Source organism: Streptomyces lusitanus (genome assembly GCF_042647945.1).
GTDB lineage: Bacteria > Actinomycetota > Actinomycetes > Streptomycetales > Streptomycetaceae > Streptomyces > Streptomyces pseudogriseolus.
The window spans coordinates 1-21,976 of sequence record NZ_JBHRWL010000033.1; the positions used below are offsets into that span (position 1 = coordinate 1).

The window sequence follows — 21,976 nt, forward strand, 5'->3', positions numbered from 1 at the left end:
GTGGAAGCCGTATTCGTGAACATGGGCCTGCTGAACTGCGATCTTGCCGAAGCCCAACGAGCCTTCTTCACCGCCCCATGCCGGGACGCCGAGCGCCGCTTCCACAACAGCGCCATGGACCTGCTCGAAGAGGCCGCCGACACCGACGCCTGACAGCACCCAGCGGCCCATCAGAGGCCCTTGACTCGACCATTAAGACTCCGCCGACCTATAGCTAACGGCCGGAGGAATCTACAGTCGGGGTCAGAGCGCTAGTGATGATCTCATCAACGTATTGACTCAATCGCATGTGAAGTACTCGAGTTAGGACCTCAATGAACCGCAGGTTGTAGCTGAGTTCAGGCCTGGAAATGTGCATAGCCTGGGCTGTATGCGCCACTTGGTGTCGAGAGTCGAGGATGCTATCAAGCTTTTGGCTTGCGAATCCAGAAACTTCTTGCCGTCCCCAATGCTTCGTAAAGTCATCACTACACGCGCGGAAAATATCGGACATTCCGACTGCTTTGAACATGCGCTTAACGCAAGCTGAGTCGGGATTGCTGTTTGTTGCAGCTAGGGCCTTAGGTTCAAAGCTGTCTTTGGCCAAGAGCTTTGCTGCCGTCAACACGTTGGCCAACCGTAGTTCACGGTCCAGTCCCCTGGTTGAGAAGTCCCCTTTGATAGCAAGCTCGAGCGAAGCGAAGGAAGCCTCAACCTGAAGCTTTTTAGGGAGTAGCCCCATTGGTATTTTTGCCGCCCGAATGCGGTCTAGTTCCTCCTCGAAGAGGTCTCGAAGGAACTTCTCGAAAGATGCCACGGTAAGCACCGTGCAGGCACCTCGAAGCGCGGATACCTTAGGCATTTCGATACTGTCAGGTGGATCCGGGTACACAGACTCCAGGGAGATCAACGCTTGAACAGCTTGCGCCCCAGCATGGAATGTAGCCAGCGCCCCCATTGCGGCATCAACCGACCTTTTCGCTGATCATATCCCGCATCATGGTGATTCGATCACGGAAATAGCTAGGGGTGTTGGTGGCGGCATCGACGGCTCGCCGGAATTTTGCGTCTGAGAAGAGGTCTTGCACTCCGGAGACGATGTCCGAGCTGCGTTCTCGCAATACCCCTTCGGGGAACTGGTCAACGGCAAAAATTTCAGCGTCGTACAGGGATGCGAGTACCTGTCGACGCCAGGACTGCTTCTCAGGTGACCATCGCTGGAAGGCATTCTCGCCAAAGGCCGCCCTGGCCTTCCTTACGGCAGCGCGAAAGTGTGAGCGAGCGTCCTCTACCTGGTCTGCTGGCATATTATGGTGCGTAGCCATATAGGTGTCGAGCTTCCGACCCATTCCGCCAGCGAAAGTTGCCCAGTTTTCACGGAATGTGAGATACCGCAAAACGAACTCGGCGTCGCGCATCTCACTGTAGATGGCAGATCGATTTCGATCTTTGATCCCAAGCAGCTTGTGAAACTCGCTCGAGGTGGATTCCTCGAGGATCATATCGTTCAGCTTGCCAGGCCAGGCGCTGTTTCTGATTTCTTGGGGATTGAGTCGAATCCCGCCAGTATTCAAGCGCTGGAAAACCTGATATTTGATATCAGGGTCAGACTGGCGAAGGATGATAACGGCTCGTAGATTTGCGCGCGTCTCAAGGATGGTTTGAAGCGTCGTGGGCAACTCATCGAACCGCAGGCCATTGGCTTCCCCGAAAACCTTCAATCCTGTAAGTGCAAAACGACCGAACAGGAAGTCACTGATAGCTGTCAGTCGCTGCTTTCCGTCAATGACGGAGTAGTGCCCGTAGGCGTCCTCGTTCAAGAAAATATTTGGGATCGGCACGTTCATCAAGAAGGACTCAATCAGTTGAGACTTCCGGTCATCCTTCCACCTGTTTCGGCGTTGGTAGTTAGGGGATAGGTCAATCTGCTTATTCTTTACCAAGTCCGTCAGGGAGCGCAGGTTGTAGTCCAGGACACTGGTGAGAAGGTCTCTCTGCTTGGCTTCCCAGAATCCAACCGGATCTTCCTCGTATTCTGAGTCGAGTTGTGCCTCAGATTCCTCGATATCCCGGCCGCTGCTAGATTCGAACTCCATCTGCTCCATGCTCCCCTGCCGTCTGATGTCCCATCAAAAGTGGCCAACAGCCTAGAGCATCAAAGGCGCCAGCGCAGTAGGAGTTGAGAACTTCAGCGCGCGACGTGGCACGCCGGCAGGAGCCGTGTACGAAGGCGTTGGTTTCGACGGGAGGAGCTGGCTTCTTGAGCGAGTGAGTGCGAGGCCAACACGCTCTTCGTGTGGTGCGGGCAGAAGCAGCCGGGTGGCAGAGTGCACGACACCCGACACCTTCCACTGGAGAGGCCGGGCCGTGAACGAGTGATCGTCCCTGGGCCGTCTCTGGGCCGTCCGAGGACGCTCAAAGGCGACCAGCGATGACCACCGCCGACAGGTGTGGCAGCCGACACCCGCAGGTCACCCGAGTCGATCTGCGACACTGGTACAGCCATGCCTAAGCCCGGAGAACTCAACTTCCCAAAGTTATAGGCTCAGGCACCGTCATCACGCGCCAGCCATCGTGGCGTGCTCTGATCGACGGACACGGGCAGCGTGGTGAACGCCGATGGGGGTACAGCGAGGCATACGCGCGCCTGGTCGGTCGGCGCACCCGCCGTCGTGGCTGACTGTCGTCGGCTGAGGTTCGTGCCACAACCGTGCCAGATGCAGGGGTCAGCCGCGGTTAACACCGGTGCCCTACGGCCGAGTAGCCTCCCGCTTCCTCGGCCGGCGAAGCCGCAGCTCAGGCGCGAGATCACCCAGCCTCTCTCCTGAAGCGGGTGTACGCGGGCCAGCACGTGAAGGCCCCATGTCATCATCGGATGATGCTGACCGAGGAGGACGCGCGCCGACTGGTGCTTGCCGAGATCGACGACGTACGGAGCCACGTCACGTACGACCTTCAAATCCTGCGCGTGGAGTCCTTGCCGTTCGGGTGGATTTTCTACTGGGGGGCAGTCTGGGACGGTCAGAACGGACAGCGCCCTCGGTTGGGAGGCAACGGTCCTTTCCTAGTGGATCGTGAAAACGAGCGGTTGATCCGAACTGCCACCAGCATCCCCATAGCTCGCCAGATCGAGGATTACGAACGCCGACTGCGACGCGAGGCTCACGCCCGAAACACGGCAGCGAAGCAAGCTGCGCCGCAGCCATGAGTGTCTAACTGCGTGACAACGCCCACGAACAACGGCGGACGGGCGCGGACGTCCGCGGACCATCAGCGCAGGTGAGTGCCACACCAGTCCAGTGCAGAGCACTCAGCCAAGTTGCTTCGGGACGAAGAGGTCGTGGGTTCAAATCCCGCCACCCCGACGCCGTAGTACCAGGTGAGGCACCTACTCAATTGAGTGGGTGCCTCACCTGTTTAGTCTGCGCGTCTGCCTGCGTGACCCATCGCGCCCACGACCCGTCACAGGGTGTCCAGCAGACCCAATGCCGTATCCGCACGGCAGTGCACGCCCGTCACACACCGTGCCGCAGAGGCGCGAGCCACCTCCCGTTACGTGGGCGCTGCTCATCCTCGTCTGACGGTCACAGCAAACGGGTGCATACGATTCATTCTGTAAGGTAATGGCTGCAACCGACGTAGCGGCCATTCATCGTGTTTGACCACCTTGCGCTGCTTCGCTGCTACGGTCCGTGTATGACGCTCCCGGTCTCCACGAGTCAGGCTGTCGACCTACGTGTGCAGCCAGTTGACGAGGTTCTGGATCGCGTTGCCCGGTCTCTGCAGGTGCGCCTTCTACCGGAAACGGTGGTGCGCAAGCGTCGGTCCGTAGGAGCACGGACCGACCGCGATACTTGGGTCCGCATCGAGCGGCGTTTGCTCGACAAGATCGGTGACCAAGGATGGAACGGCGCGGAGTGCGCCGCCCGCCTGGATGGCGTCGCCCAGCCGGCATGGTGGGGATGCGTGGTCTGGCGGGACGCAGACGAACCGGTGATGTGGCGGGCCGACGAGACTGATCTGCTGGTCTCCGCCCCAGTCGGAAACGCCGTTCTCAGTGAGGCCCCTGAACTCTCCGACGAGTGGTGGGACGGGTTGAACGCCTCTCTCGACGCGCTGGCAGCGCACCGGACAAGGCGGGTCGCCACACCCGACACCGAGACCATCACCCAGGCGTTGGTCACCGACGCCATCCGGGCCGTCTTTCCCGACACTTTCGATACGACCGTCCAGCGTTGGGTTCCGGCCCATGCCGACCTGAACTGGGCCAACGTGACGGCCCCGGTGTTCAGTCTCTTCGACTGGGAGGACTGGGGGAACGCTCCGCAGGGACTGGACTCCGCCACGCTGTGGGCGAGTTCGCTTGCCGTCCCGTCCCTGGCCGATCGCGTACGGCAGGAGCGTAGGCGGGACTTCGGGAGTCGGGACGGCAAGCTGATGACGCTTTTCGTCTGCTCGAAGATCCTCGCACCGTACGCGCATCCGGAGGATCCTCGGTTGGAGCGCGCGCGGCGCATGGCCGAGCAGGTCATCGAGGAGCTTCAGGCGGGCTGATCACACAAGCGGTCACGGAGGAGCTTCCGGTACTCCTGGACGGTCCGCTCCTCCACCTGGCCCGCCAGGGCTCCGACGAGCTCCTCCAGGTGGGTCGGCTCGTCGGTGCCCACGGCGATGGAGTCGACCCGCGGAAGGTGGTAGGCGGCTCTGAATGCTGCCTGGATGCGGGAGAGTCTGCCGCCTTCCTGGAGGAAGAGGCGCGGGTCCAGCCTGTCCCACACCGAGGCGCTGGTGCTGCCCCCGAAAGGGCTCATCCCCCAGACTTCGCCACAACCCAGACCCCACGCATTGATGAGGGTGTCCGCTGCGTCCAGCGTTCTGGCGCCAACCAGCAAGCCGGCGCGCACCATGAGAACCGATGGCTTCGGCACGGTCACGTCGACCAGGCGCAGCAGCGGGGACGGATCCCACGACACGACCCCCCAGGCGTCGCACAGCCCCTTCTTCTGGGCGTCCGCCAGGACGGCGCACGCCGCTGCAAGCAGATCCCTGTGGTGCGGGACGGGCTTCCGCAGTGAGTGTTCCGGGTTGTGCAGGAACACCAGGTCCGGCTCCCGCCCGAGGTCCTTGGCCGCCTTTTCCACTGCTGCGGTCAGCCGCACGGGATCCAGGGAGTGCACCGCCCCGTCGGCCGCCGGGAAGTAGCCGACCTTCGTGGAGACCGTGAACTTCGGCAGCAGATCACCGGCTGTCCGAGCCAGGACCTGGTGCGAGCGAAAGCCGAGGTAGTTGGTGCTGGTGTCGAGGGCGGTGACGCCCAGATCCAGCGCCCCGGTCAGGAGCCGGCGTTCGTGACGAGACCGGTGTAGCCCGAGGACAACTCGGGGGTCAGTACCGCGCACAGTTCCTCCTCCACCAGGATCTCTGCGACCTCCACGACTTCCGCTCCGACAGCGACCGCGGCCTGTTCCAGCACGACCGGCCTACCGCTCAACAGCAGACGCAGCGCCGGCAGGGCCTTGGCCGAGAGCGTCAGCTTCTTGCCCGAGGCCATGACATCGACGATCTCCCCGCTCTCCTGGATCCGGGGAGGGAAGTGGGTGGTGCACACCACGGCGTCGAGTGGCCCGAGGATGTCGAGGAACGGCACATGTCGAGGCAAGGTCGTCTCCTGCTCGTACGCGGCCAGGTAGTCGGCCGGGGAGCGCTCGCCGAGCAGTGCCGTGGCGGCCTCGGCCAGAGCCGCGCTGTCGAGGATGTTCCAGCGGTCCAGATCGTGCCTGAAGATCTCACGCTCGCGGCACCAGTCGGCAAGCCAGGTGAGCCAGCTGGCGCCGGTGCGCTTGGTGATGCCGAACGTGACGTGAAGGCTTTTCCCCGAGCCGCTGCCGGTCCGGGTCGCCTGGTGCCAGTGGCCTCGGGGGATGTGCATGACGTCACCGGTCCTCATCACGCCGGACCAGATGATCTCGTCGCTCGGGGTGTTGTTGGGGTCGGAGTCCCGGTACATGGGGACCTTGCGGGAAGCCGCGCGCACCTCCCACTCCTTCTCACCCGCGAGCTGCACGATCACGACGTCGTGATCATCCCAGTGCAGGGGGAAGCCGGCGGCGTCGTTCGTCGTCAGGTACGCGTTGACCTGCACGCGCTCGTGGGCCCACCACTGCAACGCCCGGCACGCGACCTCCATCGTCGGGTCGAAGACGTTGGCCTGGTCGAGGATGAGCGTCGCGCCATCTCGAAGAAGGTTGCCGAGGCTGCGCATGTTGACCATGGGAATGCTCTGACCCCGAGGGCTGACGCTGTCGGTGTAGTAGACGGCCGGGTGCACCTCCACACCCTTCTGAAAGCAGCGGAATTGCGGACGGTTCAGGCTCCTGCGCATGGCGATGTCAAGCAGCCGGTTGGGCGTCAGAAGGCGGGAGAGGAGCGCGGGGTCGTCCAGACCGCCCCGTGCGAAGCCCTTGCCCAGCTCCTCGGCTCCGCTCCACCCGAGTGCCGTTTCGATCGCACTGATCAACTGATGTTCCACGCTGTGCCTCCAAGAGGGTGGTCACCTGATGCGGACACGGCGGGGCCGACGCGACCAGTCGTGCCGACCCCAGCCGCTTGGTGCGTGCCTACTCGCTGTCGTGCAGGTTGCCGTCGCCGCCCGGCCACGGCGCGTCGCCGGAACTTCCGGCGTTGTCGGACCGGAGGCTGTCGTACCGGTCGTGGACGGCGGTCAGCTCTTCGACCGCCATCAGAAGGCCGTTACCGGCCGGAGGTGGTGTCGTGCGCTCTTCCACCTCGTACTCCTTCCTCTTCGGGTCTCTCGCCGGGGTTCCGGCGGGAGGTCATGGCGGCCTCACGGCCGTGCGAGAGCTGGGTGACCGTGAGGCGACGGTCATCGGGTGGCACGGTGAGCTGCGTGCCCTGCGTCTACGGCCACGCCGAACGGCCACTCGTCGGCAGGGCGGCCGCGTCCTGACCCACGTCGGCTTCCAGGACGCGCCGGCCCAGCTCGTACAGGCACGCGGAAACCAGTCGCGGTCGGGAGACGGGCCACTCGTGCCGCATGCTTCCTCGTCACCCGACTGTCAAAGCCGACGACGCGGGCTCGGCTCCGACCCGGCGCTTGGCCCTCATCGCGAAGCCGCGCGGACCAACACCAGTGCTCGCCTCCGCCACCTTGGGCAGCGGCATCTCGGCCCACACCCGCTTACCGGGGCCGACGGGCTCCCAGGCACAGTGCGCCGCGAGTAGCCGGACCAGTTCCAGGCCGCGCCCGTTCTCGTCATCCGCTTGGGCACACCCGGTCCGCGGAACCGATGGGTCGCCGTCGAGGACATCGATCACCAAGCGACCGGGTCGGTTGGACAAGGTGACGGTGATCGGCCCAGCCCCGTGGACCACGGCGTTGGTGATGAGCTCAGAGGCGACGAGTCGGATGGCGTCGGCAGTCTCCTCGTCCAGCGGCACGCTCCAAGCGCGTACCTTGTCGATGATTTCGCGCCGAGCCAGGGGCACCTCGGCTTCGATACCGGCGAGGACGAACCGATGGACTTCGAGCGTGGGCATGGCGGACGCCTCCGAAGAGCTGGAGAGCGGCTCCATCCCGGACGGGGGCACGGGAATGGAGCCGCCGATCTGAGGAACCGCTCCGCAAGCGTTCACCTGAGTTCGCTCGCCGGCGGCTGATACTCAGTCAACGGCGTTGTCGGGCGCTCCGGAACGTTTCTAGGGGGTTCCTCCTGGGGACGACGCCCTCCCCCGCACTCGGCCACGCGAAGTAGCCTTCCAACTACGCACGGAGAGGACGACGGGAGTGATGACGTGCCTACCGAGCTGTTAGCAGTCCACCCGCTGACCTTTCTCCTCCAGACGCGTGGATGGGGCAAGGCCGAATTCGCCCGACTCATGCAGGATCACGGGCGGAAGCTCGGTATCCCGCTCGCGACCAACCGGACGACCGTATGGAAGTGGGCACAAGGCCAGGAGCCGGACGCGGACGCCCAACGCGTCCTCGCCGACCTGCTGGGCGTCCCTCACGAGCAGGCACGTGCGGAGGCATGGCCCCGCTGGCTGCCCGTCTGGGAGGTGACCGGGCTCACCGCTCCCTGGACTGAGGCCGGTACCGTCGAGGCGTTGTCCGACCTGGTGGGAAGTGGACGGATGGATCGCAGAAGCTTCCTCACCATCACTGGCGCCGCCCTGACCGGTCTCGCGGCAAGCTGGGCGGACGCGCCCTCCGCCATGGCCGCGGCGCTCAACGGTGACCGGGTCACAGACACGATGATCTCGACGATCGAGCAGCGCATCAGCACTCTCCGCACGCTCGACGACCAGCTTGGCGGCGCTCGACTGCTGGAACAGGCACGAGGCGATCTTGCTCTGGTCAGCGGTCTCCTCGAAGGTGGCCGCTGCACCGACGCAGTCAGGCTCCGGCTGTACGCGCTGGCGGCGCGTGTGTCACACCTGACCGGCTGGATGGCCTACGACGCCGGCCTACGATCCGCAGGGCAGCGCTATTACGTCGGCGCCCTGCGCAGCGCCCGCACCGCCGGCGACGACGCCTTCGGCGCTTTCATCCTCGCGGAGATGGGGGTGCACGTCTCCGAGGCCGGGCGAACCGCCGAGCGTGTCAACCTCATCTCGACCGCCATCGACAACGCGCCACGCTCTCTGTCGCCCTGCACCCAGTCCTTCCTCTACCTGCACAAGGCAGAGGCTCTCTCACGCGACGGCGACCACAGCGAGGCAGGCACCGCCCTCAACCGCGCCACTTCTCTGTGGGAGCGGCAGGCGTCGGACGACACCCCCGACTGGCTCAACTGGTTCGGCGAGGCACAACTGCGGTCGACCGAAGGCAAGGTCCTGCTGCGTACAGGACAGGTGGAACGCGCGACAAGCTCCCTGGAGACCTCCGTGACGAGAGCCGCCCCTCGGGACAAGGCGGTACGGTCCAGCCGCCTCGCTGAGGCGCGGCTCGCCGGCGGCGACCTGGAGGGTGCGTTGGACGCCGCGAACTACGGCGCGGGGCTCCTGGAGGACAGCGTCAGCTCCATACGCGCCTTGGACCGCCTCAAGGAGTTCTCCACACGGCTGGAGCCGCACAAGTCCGTATCTCCCGTCCGCGAGTTCCGCGAGCGCCTGCGGGAACTGTCCGTCGCCGTTTGAACGCTACCGACTGAGCGCATGGGACGAGCCCGTCTCGTGAAGTGGGCGACGGGACTGCCAGGATGGCCGGCATGACGACCATCCATGGTGAGGTTGCCCCCGGGTTCGAGCCGGTCCGCGCGGCGTTCATGGAGAACTTCGTCCGGCACGGAGACCTCGGCGCGGCGGTGTGCGTGTACCGGGACGGCCGGCCGGTGGTTGACCTGTGGGGTGGCGTTGCCGACACCGGAACCGGTCGTCCCTGGACGCGGGACACGCTGCAGCTGGTCTACTCGGCGACCAAAGGCGCGACCGCGACGATGGCGCACATGCTGGCCGAGCGCGGTGCTCTCGACCTGGACGCGCCCGTCGCGAAGTACTGGCCGGAGTTCGCCGCGAACGGCAAGGCTGACATCCCCATGCGCTGGCTCCTGTCCCACCAGGCCGGCCTGGTCGCGCTGGATCAGCCGGTGCCCTTGCAAGACGCGCTGGCCTGGCATCCGATGGCGGCAGCATTGGCCGCCCAGCGCCCCCTCTGGACTCCGGGCACAGCGCACGGATATCACGGCCGTACCTGGGGCTGGCTGGTCGGCGAGGTGATCCGCCGGGTGTCCGGCCGCTCACCCGGCCGCTTCTTCGCCGACGAAATCGCGGCCCCACTGGGCTTGGACTTCTTCATCGGCCTGCCCGCCGGCGAAGGGGACCGAGTCAGCCGCATGGTGCACCAGCGACCGGCCGTCGACCTCACCACCGTGCCCACCGAGTCGGTCCCCGAGGAACTCCGCGAGCAGGTCGCCGCTTGGCGGGACCCGAACTCGTTCAGCAACCGGGCGTACGCCGTCACCGACCCGCCCGAGATCGACTTCGACTCACCGGAGGTCCAGGCCGCGGAACTCCCGGCCTCCAACGGCATCGGCACCGCACGCGCTCTCGCCCGCATGTACGCAGCGCTGATCGGTGAGGTGGACGGCGTGCGCCTGCTCTCCCCGGTCGCCCTGGCGTTGGCGACCCAGGAGGAGGTCAGCGGAAAGGACCAGGTCATGCTGATCCCCAGCCGCTTCAGCGCCGGGTACATGCTGTCCACCGAGAACAACCCGTTGATCGGGCCAAGCTCTTTCGGCCACACTGGACGAGGAGGATCACTGGCCTTCGCCGATCCGGAACACGGCGTTACGTTCTCCTACACGATGAACCTCGTCATCGGTGGCGGCGAGGACGCGCGTGCTGCCTCGCTGGTCGACGCGGTGCGGAAGTCGCTGACTTAGCAGTCACAGGTCGGCCGCCGCAACCTCGTCGTACGGATGGCCCTGCTCGGCGCCCTACTCCGTGACGCCCGCAGCTCGCGGCTATCCGACGTGCATGCGCTGCTCGTCGTGGTAGCGGCCTGCGAACACAGGCATAGATGCCCCCGCCCCCGTCCCGTAAGGTGCCGTCGGTCGTGGGCCGTACCGTGCGGCTGTCGAGGCGGTGCAGGGGGAACTGGCATGGGCGGTGTCGGGCGGGTGGGGCGTACTCCGTTGCCCGGGGGTGGGGTGCGGTACGACCTTGTCACGCGGGAGCGGCGGCGGGTGGCCGTGGTCGCCCGTCCTGACGGTTCCCGGACGTTGAGCGTCTACCGCGGGGATCACTGCGATGACACCGCTGTGTCCCTGGAGCTGGACGCCGACGAGGCCGCCGCCGTCGTCTCCGCGTTGCTGCCCTCGCACCACACCCCCAACCTGCTCTCGACGGCCGAGCTGGGGCTGGTCGCCGAGCGGATCGAGGTGCCCTCGGCCTCCCCGTGGGACGGACGCGTGCTCGGGGACACCCGGATGCGTACCGAGACCGGGGTGTCCGTCGTCGCCGTGCTGCGCCGTGCCGAGGCGATTCCCTCCCCCGGGCCCGGCTTCCGGCTGGCCGGTGGTGACACCCTCATCGTCATCGGCACGCGTGAGGGTGTCGGTGTCGCCGCCGGCATCCTCGGGCGGACCGGCCCGTAGTCCTCAGACCTGTGCCGGTTCCGGCGTCGCCCGCTCCGGTTGCGGCGGCGTCTTCGGGCGGCCGCCCGTGAGCCGTCGGGCCAGCGGCTCCGTCCAGCGGGCCGTCAGCGGGCCGGCGACGACCAGGATCAGCACGTACGCCGTGGCCAGCGGGCCGATGCGGGGCTCCACGCCGACCGCGAGGCCCGCGATGACGATCGAGAACTCGCCGCGTGCCACGAGCGTGCCGCCCGCCCTCCAGCGGCCTCCGCCCTTGATGCCCGCGCGTCGGGCCGCGTACCAGCCCGTCGCGACCTTCGTGCACGTGGTGACGATCGCCAGCAGCAGCGCCGGGACCAGGACCGGCGGGATGTCGGCCGGGTCCGTGGACAGGCCGAAGAAGACGAAGAAGACCGCGGCGAACAGGTCCCGGAGCGGCGTGAGCAGGTTGCTCGCGCCCTCGGCGACCTCTCCGGACAGGGCGATGCCCACCAGGAACGCGCCGACCGCCGCCGACACCTGGAGTTCCTGAGCGAGGCCCGCCACGAGGAGCGTCAGGCCCAGCACGACCAGCAGCAGCATCTCCGCGTTGTCCGAGGACACCGCGCGGCTGATCAGGCGTCCGTGACGCAGCGCCAGGTAGAGCACCGCGCCGACGGTGCCGAGCGCGATCAGCAGGGTGACCGAGCCGCCCGCCAGGCCCGCGCCCGCCAGCACCGCGGTGAGGATCGGCAGGTAGACCGCCATCGCCAGGTCCTCGATCACGAGGATGCCGAGCACCACCGGTGTCTCGCGGTTGCCCAGCCGGCGCAGGTCGCCGAGGACCTTCGCGATCACCCCGGAGGACGAGATCCAGGTGACTCCGGCCAGCGCGACCGCCGCGACCGGTCCCCAGCCCAGGACGAACGCCGCCACGGCGCCCGGCACCGCGTTGAGGACGAAGTCCACCGCCCCCGACGGGTATTGCGTCCTCAGGTTGGTGACCAGCTCGGACGCGCTGTACTCCAGGCCCAGCATGAGCAGCAGCAGGACGACGCCGATCTCGGCGCCGACGGCGGTGAACTCCTCGACGGCCCGCAGCGGCAGGATGCCGCCTGTGCCGAAGGCGAGTCCGCCCAGCAGGTAGAGCGGGACGGGCGAGAAGCCCACCCGTCCGGCGAGGCGGCCCAGCAGGCCCAGGGCGAGGATGATCGCGCCCAGTTCGATGAGCATGGTGGCGGTGTTGTGCACGGGCGTCGGTCCTCCGGGTGGGTCGGTGACGGCGGCGTCAGTGCCTGGAGAGGCGTGGTGGGGGTGGCGGCGGACAGCGGGGCGCCCGGGCGTGTGATGGTCGCGCCGGGTCGCGCGCGGGATCCGCACGTGCGGTGAGGGTGGCGGCGGGTGGTCCTGGTCCGCGTACGGTGCCGCGTACGGCGCTACGCCTTGAGGCCCGGGCTCGGAGAGCGGGCCATGGCGTGCGGTGCGGGGTGCCGCGCCCCGTGCGGAGGGGCGGCGGGTCAGGCGCCGGAGACTGTGGCGCCGGGTTCGGGGACGCTGTCGCGGGGGGTGATGTCGATGCGCACGGGCCGGTTCGTGTCACGTCGTACTGCGCGTCGATTCATGTCACGTCCCCCCTCGCATCCGGGTCCGCCTCGCTTCGCGCGGACCGAGTGTGCGGCAGCTCAGCAGAGTGCCAAGGCACGGTAAAGTTTACCGTACGACAAATTTCGTGTATGTCGCATACATGTACGAGGTGCGTAAACCTCGGGGACCACGACCGGACCGCGACCGGACCGCGATCGGACCACGATCGGGCCGCGACCGAGCCGCGACCGAGCCGCGATCCGGCCGCGATGCGGCCTCGACCGGCCCCCGTCGGACCGGCCGCCCTGGAACCACGGCCCATGATCCGGCAGTCTTCTGCCCTGTGGTGAGCCTCCTTCCCAACCCCGCCCCGCCCAGCGACCCGTCCGCCCACATGGTGGTGTGCGGGGACGACGGGCTGGCGCACCGGCTCGCCTCCGAGCTGCGGAGCGTGTACCGGGAACAGGTGGTCCTCGTCGTGCCGCCCTCGGCGCGCATCCCGCCCCAGCCGATGGCCGGACGCGCCCGGGCCGCGTCGGCCGCGCTGTTCGGCCGGATGGTGACCGCTGTCAACCGCGGCGCCGGCGGCTCCGACGACACCCTCGTCCCCGGCGAACGGGTGATGGAGGCCGCCGATGCCACGGAGGCCGTGCTCGCCGACGCCGGCGTCGACCGGGCCGCCGCGCTCGCCCTCGTCTACGACGACGACGAGACCAACATCCGCGCCGCGCTGACCGCCCGCCGGCTCAACCCCCGGCTGCGTCTGGTGCTGCGGCTCTACAACCGGCGGCTCGGCCAGCACATCGAGGAACTCCTCGACCAGGCCGCCGGCTTGGCCGGTGACCCGAGTGCGGGCCGCGGCGGCCACGGCACCGACATCGCGACCACCGTCCTGTCCGACGCCGACACCACCGCGCCCGCCCTGGTCGCCTCCGCCCTCGTCGGCACCAGCAAGGTCGTCGACGCGGAAGGCCTGCTGCTGCGTGCGGTGGAGCGCCGGCCGCCGCGGCCCGGCGAGGTGGCCGACCCGGGCCTGTGCACACTGGCGCTGCTGTCCGCGACCAGCAACGACCCCGGGGGCGTCGAGGGCTCGGAGGACAGCGGCGACCAGGGTCCCCAACTGCTGCCGGACGCGGAGGCGGTGGCGGCGGCGACCGGGCGCGGCACGGTGGTGCTGGAGCAGGTGTCCTACTCCGGTCCCCCGCTGACGGCCCGGCGGGCCGGGGTGATGCCGTTCGCCTCGCTGTTCTCGGCACGGCTGCGCTGGTCACTGGCGGGTTTGGTGGCCGCGGTGGTCGCGCTCGCGGTCGCGCTGATCCTGGTGACCGACGACCCTCCGTTGCACGCCATCTACGTCACGCTGCTGGACCTGTTCGCCATCAACGAGCCCGCCGTCGAGGCTCCGGCCGGGCAGCAGGTGCTGCAACTGCTGTCCGGTCTTGTCGGGTTGCTGCTGCTGCCGGTGCTGCTGGCCGCGGTGCTGGAGGCGCTGGGCACCTTCCGCACGGCGTCCGCGCTGCGGAAGCCGCCGCGCGGACTGAGCGGGCACGTGGTGCTGCTGGGGCTCGGCAAGATCGGCACCCGGGTGCTGACCCGGCTGCGCGAACTGCACATCCCCGTGGTGTGCGTCGAGGGCGACCCGGAGGCCCGGGGCATGGCCGTCGCCCGGCGGTTACGGGTGCCGGTCGTGGTCGGGGACGTCACGCAGGAGGGCGTCCTGGAGTCGGCGAAGATCCACCGCGCGGACGCGCTGCTCGCGCTGACCAGCGTCGACACCACCAACCTGGAGGCCGTCCTCTACGCCCGGTCGCTACGCCCCGACCTGCGGGCGGTGCTGCGGCTGTACGACGACGACTTCGCCAAGGCCGTGTACCGGACGCTGCGCACCGCGCACCCGGCCGCCCTGACCCGGAGCCGGAGCGTGTCCCACCTGGCCGCGCCCGCCTTCGCCGGGGCGATGATGGGGCGGCAGATCCTGGGCGCGATCCCCGTGGAGCGGCGGGTGCTGCTGTTCGCGGCGGTCGTCGTCGACGGGCATCCGCAGCTGGAGGGGCGCACGGTCGCGGAGGCGTTCCGGCCGGGCGCCTGGCGGGTGCTGGCCCTGGACACGGCGGCCCGCGGCTCCGGCGCCGGGGCCGGGGCCGGGGCCGAACCGCCGGGATCCGGCCTGGTGTGGGACCTGCCGGACACGTACGTCCTGCAAGCCGGCGACCGGGTGGTCCTGGCGGCCACCCGCCGGGGGCTGGCGGAGCTGCTGGGAAGGCGGACGCGGACTCCGCGATGATTCCGGCCCCGGGGGGGCCGGGCTCTCCCGTTGGACTGGGGTGGGCCGGGGTGCCCCAGGTGGGCCGGGGTGGGCCGAGGCGCCCCCGCAGACGCGGTGAGTTGGGCTCTCCCGGTGGACCGGGGTAGGCCGGGCCACCCCCGGCGGACCAGCGGACCGGGGTGAGTTGCCCTCCCCGACGCACCGGGGGTGACCCCGGCCTCCTCGGTGGGCCCGGGCCACCGTGGACAGGTTTTGCCGGGGACTGTCGCACGCCGGGTGCAGGCACATCGTGGCTGGTCGCGCAGTTCCCCGCGCCCCTTGAGGCGCCTGCTGCCTGCGGGCATCCGTGCCGCTGGGGCGGCACAGGTGGGCGCGAGGCGGCACCCCTCAGCGGGCCCGCGCCCCACCTCCGTACGGCCACCGGGGTGGCGGGGGGGGCAGCCAGGGGAGGCAGCCCCACCCCCGAAGCCCACCCGCGCGCCGAGCGACACCCCCGGCCTCTCCCCCGGCGCGCGGACGCCCCGTCACTTCGGCAGATGCCGCGCCGCGAAATCGAGCTCCAGGCGAACCTGCTTGATCCGTTCGTCGACCACCAGCGAGCCGTGGCCCGCGTCGTAGCGGTAGACCTCGTGGACCGCGGCGCGGGACTCCAGCCGCTTCACGTAGTTCTCGATCTGCTGGATCGGGCAGCGCGGGTCGTTCACCCCCGCCGAGATGTAGACCGGCGCCTTGACCTGGTCGACGTAGGTGATCGGGGACGACGCCTCGAAGCGCTCGGGGACCTCCTCGGGCGTGCCGCCCAGCAGGGTGCGGTCCATCGCCTTCAGCGCTTCCATCTCGTCGTGGTACGCCGTGACGTAGTCGGCGACCGGGACCGCCGCGATGCCCAGCGCCCAGTGGTCCGGCTGCGTGCCGAGGCCCAGCAGCGTCAGATAGCCGCCCCAGGAGCCGCCGGTGAGGATCAGCCGGCCGGGGTCGGCCAGGCCGGAGGAGACGGCCCACTCGCGGACCGCATCGATGTCCTCCAGCTCGATCAGGCCCACCCGGTGCTTCAGGGCGTCCGTCCAGGCGCGGCCGTACCCGGTGGAGCCGCGGTAGTTGACGCGGACCACCGCGTAGCCGTGGTCGACCCAGGCGGCCGGGCCGGCCGCGAAGGAGTCGCTGTCGTGCCACGTGGGACCGCCGTGGATGTCGAAGACGGTCGGCAGCGGACCGGTCGCGCCGGCCGGCTTCTGCACGAGCGCGTGGATACGGCCGCCCGGACCCTCCACCCACACGTCCTCCACCGGCACCGAACCGGGCGACTTCATGCCGGGCGGGTCCAGGACCACACCGCCGGACGTGGAGCGGACCGCCGGCGGCTGCGCGGCCGACGACCACAGGTACTCCACGCTGCCGTCGGGCCGGGCCGTCGCGCCGGAGACCGCGCCGCGCGGCGTGGGGATCTTCTCCAGCCGGCGCCCGGCCAGGTCGTAGCGGAACAGCTCGCCGCGCGCCTCGAAGCCGTGGGCGATGAGAAGGGCGCTGCCGTCCGGGTACCACTCGGCGCTCACGTCGCCGGGCAGGTCGAGCTCCAGGTCGGTCTCCTCGCCCGTCGCCACGTCCCACACCAGGGGCTCCCAGCGACCGCGCCTCTGGTGGCCGATGAGCAGCCGGGTGTCGCCCGCCACGGGCGCGAAGCCCAGCACCTCCAGGCCCAGCTCCTCGGTGCCGCCGCGGGTGTCGTCCAGCTCGGCGACCGTCGAGCCGTCGGGGCGCATCACCCGCAGCGCGGAGTGCATCGCGTCCCCGTGCTCCGTGTGCTCCACGGCGATCAGCGAACCGTCGTGGGAGAGGTCGCCGACGCCCGCCGACTCCCGGTGCCGGTACAGCTCCACCGGCGCCTCGCCCGTGCGCACCAGGTGGATCGTCGTACCGTCCTCGTCGGTGGAGCGCCCGACGACCGCCGTGCGGCCGTCGCGGCCCAGCGCGAGGCCCGCCGGGTACGACGGGTCCAGGCCCGGGGCGGCCAGCTCGTCCTCGCCGCCGGAGAACCGCTGCCGGCGCCAGACGCCGAACTCGTCGCCGTCCTTGTCGTCGAACCACCAGATCCACTCGCCGTCCGGCGAGAGCACCCCGTCCGTCGTGCCGTTCGCCCGGTCCGTCACCTGGCGCTGCTCACCGGTCGCCCGGTCCCAGGCGTACAGCTCGTACGTCCCTGTCGCGTTCGACACGAACAGGGAACGGTCGGGGGCGTCCTCCGCCCAGTCGGGGAGGGACACCCGGGGCGCGCGGAAGCGCTTCTCCCAGTCCGGCATCTCCCCGGTCTGCTGCACTCGCTCGGTCTGGTGGTCCGCCCGGTCCGGCGCGTCGGACCCGTTGCTCTCAGTCATGACCCCATACTGCCCGTCCGGACGGGCATCGCGCGTCCTCGGTCCCCAGCCTGTGGACAACTTCCTCCGGAACTTCCACCGGACCTCTCACACGATGTGACGAACGCACCGCGCGCCACCCGCCACCAGGCGCTCGCACCGGCCCGCCGAGCGCCGTCGGGGACCGAAGAGGACCGCCGCGCAGACGACCCCCGCGGGACGGGAACCGTCCGCGGGCCCGTACCGTTGAGGGCGTGTACCGGTTTCTGCTGACCCCCCGCTGGTGGGCGATCAACGTCTTCCTGCTGCTCTCGATCCCGTTCTGCGTGTTCATGGGGTCCTGGCAGCTGGGCCGGTTCGAGGACCGGGTGGACAACCACCGCCAGGCGGAGGCGCAGGTCGCCGACGCCAAGAAGGAGAAGCCCCGGCCGCTGGACGACCTGCTGCCCGTGACCAAGGCCACGTCCGGCAAACAGGCCACCGCGACCGGCCGGTACGACACCCAGCTTCTCGTCCCCGGCCGCATGCTCGACGACAAGGACGGCTACTACGTCCTGACCCTGCTGCGCACCGGCACCGGCCGCGCGCTGCCCGTCGTACGCGGCTGGCTGCCCGGCGAGCCCGACCCGGCGAAGGCGCCCGCGCCGCCCGCCGGTGAGGTGACCGTGACCGGTGCGCTCCAGGCCTCCGAGACCCCGGGCAGCAACGGCGTCAGCGCCCGCAGCGGCCTGCCGGAGGGCCAGACCGCCGCGATCAGCGCCGCGTCCCTCATCAACCTCGTCCCGTACGACGTCTACGACGCCTGGGTCACGCTGAACCGCGGCGACTCAGGGATGCGCGCGGTCCCGGCGTCCGCGCCCGGCGGCACCGGCCTCGACCTGAAGGCGTTCCAGAACCTCGGCTACACCGCCGAGTGGTTCGCCTTCGTCGGCTTCGCGATCTTCATGTGGTTCCGGCTGTTCCGCCGCGAGGTGGAGCTCGCGCGCGACGCGGAGCTGGGGATCCTGCCGGACGAGGCGAACGACGCGGACAAGGCGGACGAGGCGGGGGCGGAGGCCGCTCCGGGCCCCGTGCCCAGCCGCGTGCACAACTGACCAACCTTCCCGCACGCACGACACAGTGCGCGGACCACCGCACCCATAGGTTCCGTCAGGGGCCGGGCGGAGGGGAGACACCTCCCGTCCCGAGCCGCCGGCCGGAACGGGGAAGGGTGCACATCGGTGAGGCGGAAGTACGGGGTCACGCTCACGCTGACGGTTTCGCTCCTGCTCGCAGGATGCGCCGAGGAACCGGAACCGCGACCGTGGGAGGCCGTCGCCGGAGCGACGGTACGCGACCTGACCAGCGAGGAAGCCGTCGAGATCGAGCGGGCCGAGCAGAAGCTCGTCGCGGCCTGCATGAAGGACCACGGGCTCCCCTACTGGGAGTTCCCGGTGCCCGGCGTCGACGAGCGGAAGTCGGGCAACTACGTCGTCGAGTCCGTGCGGTGGGCCCGGACCTACGGATACGGGCGCGGGTTCGAAAGGCGCGCCGAGAGGATCAGGACCGCCCACCGGACCGTCCGGTACCAGAACCGGCTCCCCCGGGAGGAGCGCGCCCGGTACACGCGCGCTCTCGACGGCGACCACCACGACCTGATGAGGGTCGACCTGCCCGGGCCGCTCGGCACGGTGGAGACCCCGCGCGGCGGATGCGTCAACGAGGCACGCGCCGCGCTCTACGGTGACGCCGAGACCTGGTACACCGCCCGCCGGACCGTGGAGAGCGTGCTCCCCCTGTACGCCCAGGACCTCAAGCGGGACCGGCGTTTCACGCACGCGCTCGGGCGGTGGGCCGCCTGCATGAGGAGCGCGGGGCGGCCCTTCGACAGCCCCGACGACCTCCGGCAGCGGAGGGCGGCGGCCGTCGAGCGGATGCCCGACGCCGAGGCCGACGCCTTCGACAGGAAGCTCGCCGTCACCGAGGCGACCTGCGCCGGCGAGTCCTCCCTGGGCACGGCGGTCCGCGAGCTGGAGCGCGAGTACCGGGCCAGGACCCTGAAGCCCTACGCGGACCAGTGGGACACCTACCGGAAGATGCGCCTGCACGCCCTGCGGCAGGCCCGCCAGGACTCCCTGTCCTGACCCTGAACTCCGGCGGCCGGATGCGTATCCGACCGGCGGACGGCACGCACCACACACACCTGTTGAAGAGGAGATTCGGCATGCGCAAGCACAAGTTCGGTTCGGCTGCCGCCGTGGCCGCCCTGACCGGCGTCGCGGTCCTCGGCCTGGCGCCCACCGCCTCGGCCGAGACCCCGGGGACCTGCTGGGACGACTACGAGAACGCCGTCAGCGGCTACATGTCCGCCTACGACAAGGTCAACTGCGACGGCTATCTCGGGATGGCCAAGGGCAACGACCTGAACTGGGGCGACAGCGCCGGCTCCTTCCGCGGCAGCGACAAGGGCCGCGCCAGTTCCCTCGTCAACAAGGGGAACTACTCGGAGGTGAAGTTCTTCCTGGGGACGGGAGGCGACAGCAACTTCCACATCTGTCTCACCCGCGCCGAGGGGTTCGTCCGGGATCTCAGGGACGACTACTGGCTCGGGGACAGCACCTTCGGCTCCGTCAACAACTCCATAGGCTCGCACCGCTGGGTCGACAGGACCGCCTGCTCGTTCCTCGCGGTGTGACCCTCAGGCCCTAGACCTGGGCCAGCAGGCCCGTCCAGTAGACGGTTCCCGCGCAGGCGTTGGTGACCGTCGCGGTGGCCGAGCCGGAGCCGGTGGCCGCCGTGTAGGTCACCTCCACGCTGCCCTCGGTACCGCCGTCCTGGCGCAGCATCTGCGTCGTCGTGCCGGTGCCGGTTCCCGTGGACGCGCCGGTCGTGTTCGTCGGCTCCTCGGTCGGGGTCGGGTCCGCCGAGGGGCCGCCGGTGCCGCCGCCCGTGGTGTCCCCGGGGACCGGACAGGTCTCCGAGGGCACCCAGGCGAACTGCACCTCGTACGCGCCGCCCGGCTCCAGGACCACGGTCGCCGCCTCGAGCGAGGGGTCGGGCAGGGCCGCCGCCGCGTCGCCCGCGACATGCCGGGCCGTGCCGATCTTCGCCGCGTCGGCCGTGCCCTGCGGGGTCACGCTCACGGTGCCCGCGTTGTCGACGACGCAGCTCGCGCCGGAGACGTTGGTGACCCGGAAGGAGCCGTAGACCGCGCCCGCCGTGTCCGGGGCGGCGCTGGTCGCGATGGCCGGGCCGAGCTGGGCGGCGGTACAGGCGGGAGCGTCCGCCGTGACGCCGGCCGAGGGTTCGCCGCCCTCGGAGGCGCCTGTGCTCGTGCCGCTGCTCTGGCCGGCCTTGTCGCCCTCCTTGGCGGGGTCCTTCTCGTCGCCGCCGACCTCGTTCGAGGCGCCGCCTGCGGTGGTCTCGCCTCTGCCGGGGTCCTTGCCCTGACCGGTGCCGCCCTGAGCCTCCGAGGCGTGGCCGACGGCCGAGGGGTTCGCGTCCGAGCCGGAGGTGGCGGAGACGTGCACCACCGCGGGGACGGCCGTGCCGAGGAAGAGCGCGGCCGCCGCCGCGCCGACGAGTGCCTGGCGTTTGCGCGCGCGGCGGGCGGGGACCGCCCGGCGCAGGTAGTCCAGGGTGCCGTCGCTCGGCTCCACGTCCTGGACGGCCTGGTGCAGGAGGGTGCGCAGATGCAGCTCGTCCGAGTCGAGCCCTTCGGGGCTCTGTTCGTCACCTTGACCGAGCCGAGCGAGATGCCGAGCGTCTCGGCGACCTGCGCCTCCGTCATGTCGGCGAAGTAGCGCAGCACCAGCACCTCGCGCTGGCGGCGCTGGAGGTTCTTCATCGCCTTGATCAGGGAGTCGCGTTCGAGCTGGTCGTAGGCGCCCTCCTCCGCGCTCGCCATGTCGGGCATCGGCTTGGACAGCAGCTTCAGGCCGAGGATGCGGCGGCGCAGCGCGGAACGGGACAGGTTGACGACCGTCTGGCGCAGGTAGGCCAGGGTCTTCTCCGGGTCGCGGACGCGTTTGCGGGCGGAGTGGACGCGGATGAACGCCTCCTGGACGACGTCCTCGCAGGAGGCCGTGTCGTCGAGGAGGAGCGCCGCGAGTCCCAGCAGCGAGCGGTAGTGCGCGCGGTAGGTCTCGGTGAGGTGGTCGACGGTGGTGCCGGCCGCCACCGTGTCGTCGGCGCTGTCGCGCTGACCGGGGATGCGGGCGGGACGCGCTGCGGGCATGGGCGCGATCACCGGCATGCCACCGGACGCACCGGCCACGCGGGGCCGGAGCGTGCCGCGGGGCGGCCGGAGAGCCGTGCCGCGGGGCGCTGTGAAGTCGAGAACCTCTGCCACGCCAGTTGGACACGCTTCTCCCCGTAAGGGTTGTACGTGCCGGGCGTCACGTGTGCGCCGACCGGTGCCGTCCACCGCCCACCCGCGTCAGGCAGCACCACCGACAGCACCTCGAATGCCCTCATGCGTCCCGCTCTTCCCCTGTGTTTCCTATGAACGGACGTCCCCACGCCCGGCTCCAGACGTCCCCACGTCTGGGAAGCAGCGTCCCCACGCCCCGGAGAGGGTGACCGCAAAGACGCTCCCCGCCCTCCGCTCGGTTGCGGCTGGCGGGGAGGTGAAACCTCGTCTGCAATCCTCGGCCCAGGAAGTTGCATGTTCAAGTGGTTCGGACCGACGGGTCCGCCTCACAAGTCCCTCACAGATCCTACAAATGAATGCTCGATGATCCAGA

Annotated in this window: 18 protein-coding genes and 1 pseudogene; 9 read left to right on the forward strand and 10 right to left on the reverse strand. The window is 69.3% G+C overall.

What is annotated here, in order from left to right; genetic code table 11:
* Nucleotides 1–214 precede the first annotated feature (214 nt).
* A complete protein-coding gene (locus ACFOSY_RS31830; RefSeq protein ID WP_394313673.1) occupies nucleotides 215–937 on the reverse strand; it encodes a HEPN domain-containing protein in 723 nt (240 codons plus the stop codon).
* A gap of 7 nt (nucleotides 938–944) precedes the next feature.
* Nucleotides 945–2,084: a DUF262 domain-containing protein gene (locus ACFOSY_RS31835; protein ID WP_394313676.1), complete on the reverse strand. Its 1,140-nt coding sequence runs from the start codon at nucleotides 2,082–2,084 to the stop codon at nucleotides 945–947.
* A 773-nt stretch (nucleotides 2,085–2,857) separates the two neighbouring features.
* On the opposite strand from ACFOSY_RS31835, the gene ACFOSY_RS31840 reads away from it, so the two are divergent.
* Nucleotides 2,858–3,187 carry a hypothetical protein gene (locus ACFOSY_RS31840; RefSeq protein ID WP_394313678.1) on the forward strand — a complete coding sequence of 110 codons (330 nt, stop codon included), beginning with the start codon at nucleotides 2,858–2,860 and terminating at the stop codon, nucleotides 3,185–3,187.
* A 488-nt stretch (nucleotides 3,188–3,675) separates the two neighbouring features.
* Nucleotides 3,676–4,533, forward strand: coding sequence for a hypothetical protein (locus ACFOSY_RS31845; RefSeq protein WP_394313681.1), 858 nt, complete (start codon nucleotides 3,676–3,678; stop codon nucleotides 4,531–4,533).
* Here the strand turns inward: ACFOSY_RS31845 and ACFOSY_RS31850 are convergent.
* The 4 genes from ACFOSY_RS31850 to ACFOSY_RS31865 all read right to left on the reverse strand — a co-directional run bounded on the left by ACFOSY_RS31850 (nucleotide 4,521) and on the right by ACFOSY_RS31865 (nucleotide 7,536).
* A complete protein-coding gene (locus tag ACFOSY_RS31850; RefSeq protein ID WP_394313683.1) occupies nucleotides 4,521–5,378 on the reverse strand; it encodes an aldo/keto reductase in 858 nt (285 codons plus the stop codon). The two genes, ACFOSY_RS31845 and ACFOSY_RS31850, sit on opposite strands and share 13 nt — an antisense overlap.
* Nucleotides 5,312–6,508: a JmjC domain-containing protein gene (locus ACFOSY_RS31855; RefSeq protein WP_394313686.1), complete on the reverse strand. Its 1,197-nt coding sequence runs from the start codon at nucleotides 6,506–6,508 to the stop codon at nucleotides 5,312–5,314. The genes ACFOSY_RS31850 and ACFOSY_RS31855 overlap by 67 nt, the downstream gene beginning before the upstream one ends.
* A gap of 88 nt (nucleotides 6,509–6,596) precedes the next feature.
* Nucleotides 6,597–6,764 (reverse strand): hypothetical protein, encoded by a 168-nt coding sequence (locus tag ACFOSY_RS31860; protein ID WP_394313688.1) that lies wholly within the window; start codon nucleotides 6,762–6,764, stop codon nucleotides 6,597–6,599.
* A gap of 280 nt (nucleotides 6,765–7,044) precedes the next feature.
* Entirely contained in the window at nucleotides 7,045–7,536 is a 492-nt protein-coding gene (locus tag ACFOSY_RS31865) for an ATP-binding protein (RefSeq protein ID WP_394313690.1), read from the reverse strand.
* A 255-nt stretch (nucleotides 7,537–7,791) separates the two neighbouring features.
* On the opposite strand from ACFOSY_RS31865, the gene ACFOSY_RS31870 reads away from it, so the two are divergent.
* The 3 genes from ACFOSY_RS31870 (at nucleotide 7,792) to ACFOSY_RS31880 (ending at nucleotide 11,093) form a co-directional block, all read left to right on the forward strand.
* A complete protein-coding gene (locus ACFOSY_RS31870; protein ID WP_394313692.1) occupies nucleotides 7,792–9,135 on the forward strand; it encodes a transcriptional regulator in 1,344 nt (447 codons plus the stop codon).
* Between the two features lie 71 nt (nucleotides 9,136–9,206).
* On the forward strand, nucleotides 9,207–10,379 hold the full coding sequence (locus tag ACFOSY_RS31875) for a serine hydrolase domain-containing protein (RefSeq protein WP_394314478.1): 1,173 nt from the start codon (nucleotides 9,207–9,209) through the stop codon (nucleotides 10,377–10,379).
* A gap of 219 nt (nucleotides 10,380–10,598) precedes the next feature.
* Nucleotides 10,599–11,093: a cation:proton antiporter regulatory subunit gene (locus tag ACFOSY_RS31880; RefSeq protein WP_394313694.1), complete on the forward strand. Its 495-nt coding sequence runs from the start codon at nucleotides 10,599–10,601 to the stop codon at nucleotides 11,091–11,093.
* 3 nt (nucleotides 11,094–11,096) lie between these two features.
* Here the strand turns inward: ACFOSY_RS31880 and ACFOSY_RS31885 are convergent, their stop codons facing one another.
* Nucleotides 11,097–12,302 carry a cation:proton antiporter gene (locus ACFOSY_RS31885; RefSeq protein ID WP_394313697.1) on the reverse strand — a complete coding sequence of 402 codons (1,206 nt, stop codon included), beginning with the start codon at nucleotides 12,300–12,302 and terminating at the stop codon, nucleotides 11,097–11,099.
* Nucleotides 12,303–13,029: 727 nt separating this feature from the next.
* Between ACFOSY_RS31885 and ACFOSY_RS31890 the strand changes: the two genes are divergently transcribed.
* A complete protein-coding gene (locus ACFOSY_RS31890; RefSeq protein ID WP_394314480.1) occupies nucleotides 13,030–14,919 on the forward strand; it encodes an NAD-binding protein in 1,890 nt (629 codons plus the stop codon).
* A 506-nt stretch (nucleotides 14,920–15,425) separates the two neighbouring features.
* On the opposite strand, the gene ACFOSY_RS31895 is transcribed toward ACFOSY_RS31890, so the two are convergent.
* Nucleotides 15,426–17,273, reverse strand: coding sequence for a S9 family peptidase (locus tag ACFOSY_RS31895; protein ID WP_394313699.1), 1,848 nt, complete (start codon nucleotides 17,271–17,273; stop codon nucleotides 15,426–15,428).
* 233 nt (nucleotides 17,274–17,506) lie between these two features.
* Here ACFOSY_RS31895 and ACFOSY_RS31900 point away from each other — a divergent pair, with 233 nt between their 5' ends.
* The 3 genes from ACFOSY_RS31900 (at nucleotide 17,507) to ACFOSY_RS31910 (ending at nucleotide 19,926) form a co-directional block, all read left to right on the forward strand.
* Nucleotides 17,507–18,346, forward strand: coding sequence for an SURF1 family protein (locus ACFOSY_RS31900; RefSeq protein ID WP_394313702.1), 840 nt, complete (start codon nucleotides 17,507–17,509; stop codon nucleotides 18,344–18,346).
* A gap of 126 nt (nucleotides 18,347–18,472) precedes the next feature.
* The gene (locus tag ACFOSY_RS31905; RefSeq protein WP_394313704.1) at nucleotides 18,473–19,375 is read left to right on the forward strand and encodes a hypothetical protein; all 903 of its coding nucleotides are present in this window, start codon (nucleotides 18,473–18,475) and stop codon (nucleotides 19,373–19,375) included.
* A gap of 80 nt (nucleotides 19,376–19,455) precedes the next feature.
* Entirely contained in the window at nucleotides 19,456–19,926 is a 471-nt protein-coding gene (locus tag ACFOSY_RS31910) for a hypothetical protein (protein ID WP_394313706.1), read from the forward strand.
* Nucleotides 19,927–19,936: 10 nt separating this feature from the next.
* On the opposite strand, the gene ACFOSY_RS31915 is transcribed toward ACFOSY_RS31910, so the two are convergent.
* Both ACFOSY_RS31915 and ACFOSY_RS31920 read right to left on the reverse strand, forming a co-directional pair.
* Nucleotides 19,937–20,890: a hypothetical protein gene (locus ACFOSY_RS31915; protein WP_394313708.1), complete on the reverse strand. Its 954-nt coding sequence runs from the start codon at nucleotides 20,888–20,890 to the stop codon at nucleotides 19,937–19,939.
* Nucleotides 20,891–20,967: 77 nt separating this feature from the next.
* Nucleotides 20,968–21,582: pseudogene (locus tag ACFOSY_RS31920) on the reverse strand (SigE family RNA polymerase sigma factor); the annotation flags it as partial.
* Between the last annotated feature and the right edge of the window lie 394 nt (nucleotides 21,583–21,976).

Excerpts from the sequence above, each read along its gene's own strand:
- ACFOSY_RS31880 (WP_394313694.1), top strand. The coding sequence starts at position 10,599 with ATGGGCGGTGTCGGGCGGGTGGGGCGTACTCCGTTGCCCGGGGGTGGG.
- ACFOSY_RS31910 (WP_394313706.1), top strand. The coding sequence starts at position 19,456 with ATGCGCAAGCACAAGTTCGGTTCGGCTGCCGCCGTGGCCGCCCTGACC.
- ACFOSY_RS31865 (WP_394313690.1), bottom strand. The coding sequence starts at position 7,536 with ATGCCCACGCTCGAAGTCCATCGGTTCGTCCTCGCCGGTATCGAAGCC.
- ACFOSY_RS31835 (WP_394313676.1), bottom strand. The coding sequence starts at position 2,084 with ATGGAGCAGATGGAGTTCGAATCTAGCAGCGGCCGGGATATCGAGGAA.
- ACFOSY_RS31890 (WP_394314480.1), top strand. The coding sequence starts at position 13,030 with ATGGTGGTGTGCGGGGACGACGGGCTGGCGCACCGGCTCGCCTCCGAG.
- ACFOSY_RS31830 (WP_394313673.1), bottom strand. The coding sequence starts at position 937 with ATGGGGGCGCTGGCTACATTCCATGCTGGGGCGCAAGCTGTTCAAGCG.
- ACFOSY_RS31875 (WP_394314478.1), top strand. The coding sequence starts at position 9,207 with ATGACGACCATCCATGGTGAGGTTGCCCCCGGGTTCGAGCCGGTCCGC.
- ACFOSY_RS31845 (WP_394313681.1), top strand. The coding sequence starts at position 3,676 with ATGACGCTCCCGGTCTCCACGAGTCAGGCTGTCGACCTACGTGTGCAG.
- ACFOSY_RS31840 (WP_394313678.1), top strand. The coding sequence starts at position 2,858 with ATGCTGACCGAGGAGGACGCGCGCCGACTGGTGCTTGCCGAGATCGAC.
- ACFOSY_RS31895 (WP_394313699.1), bottom strand. The coding sequence starts at position 17,273 with ATGACTGAGAGCAACGGGTCCGACGCGCCGGACCGGGCGGACCACCAG.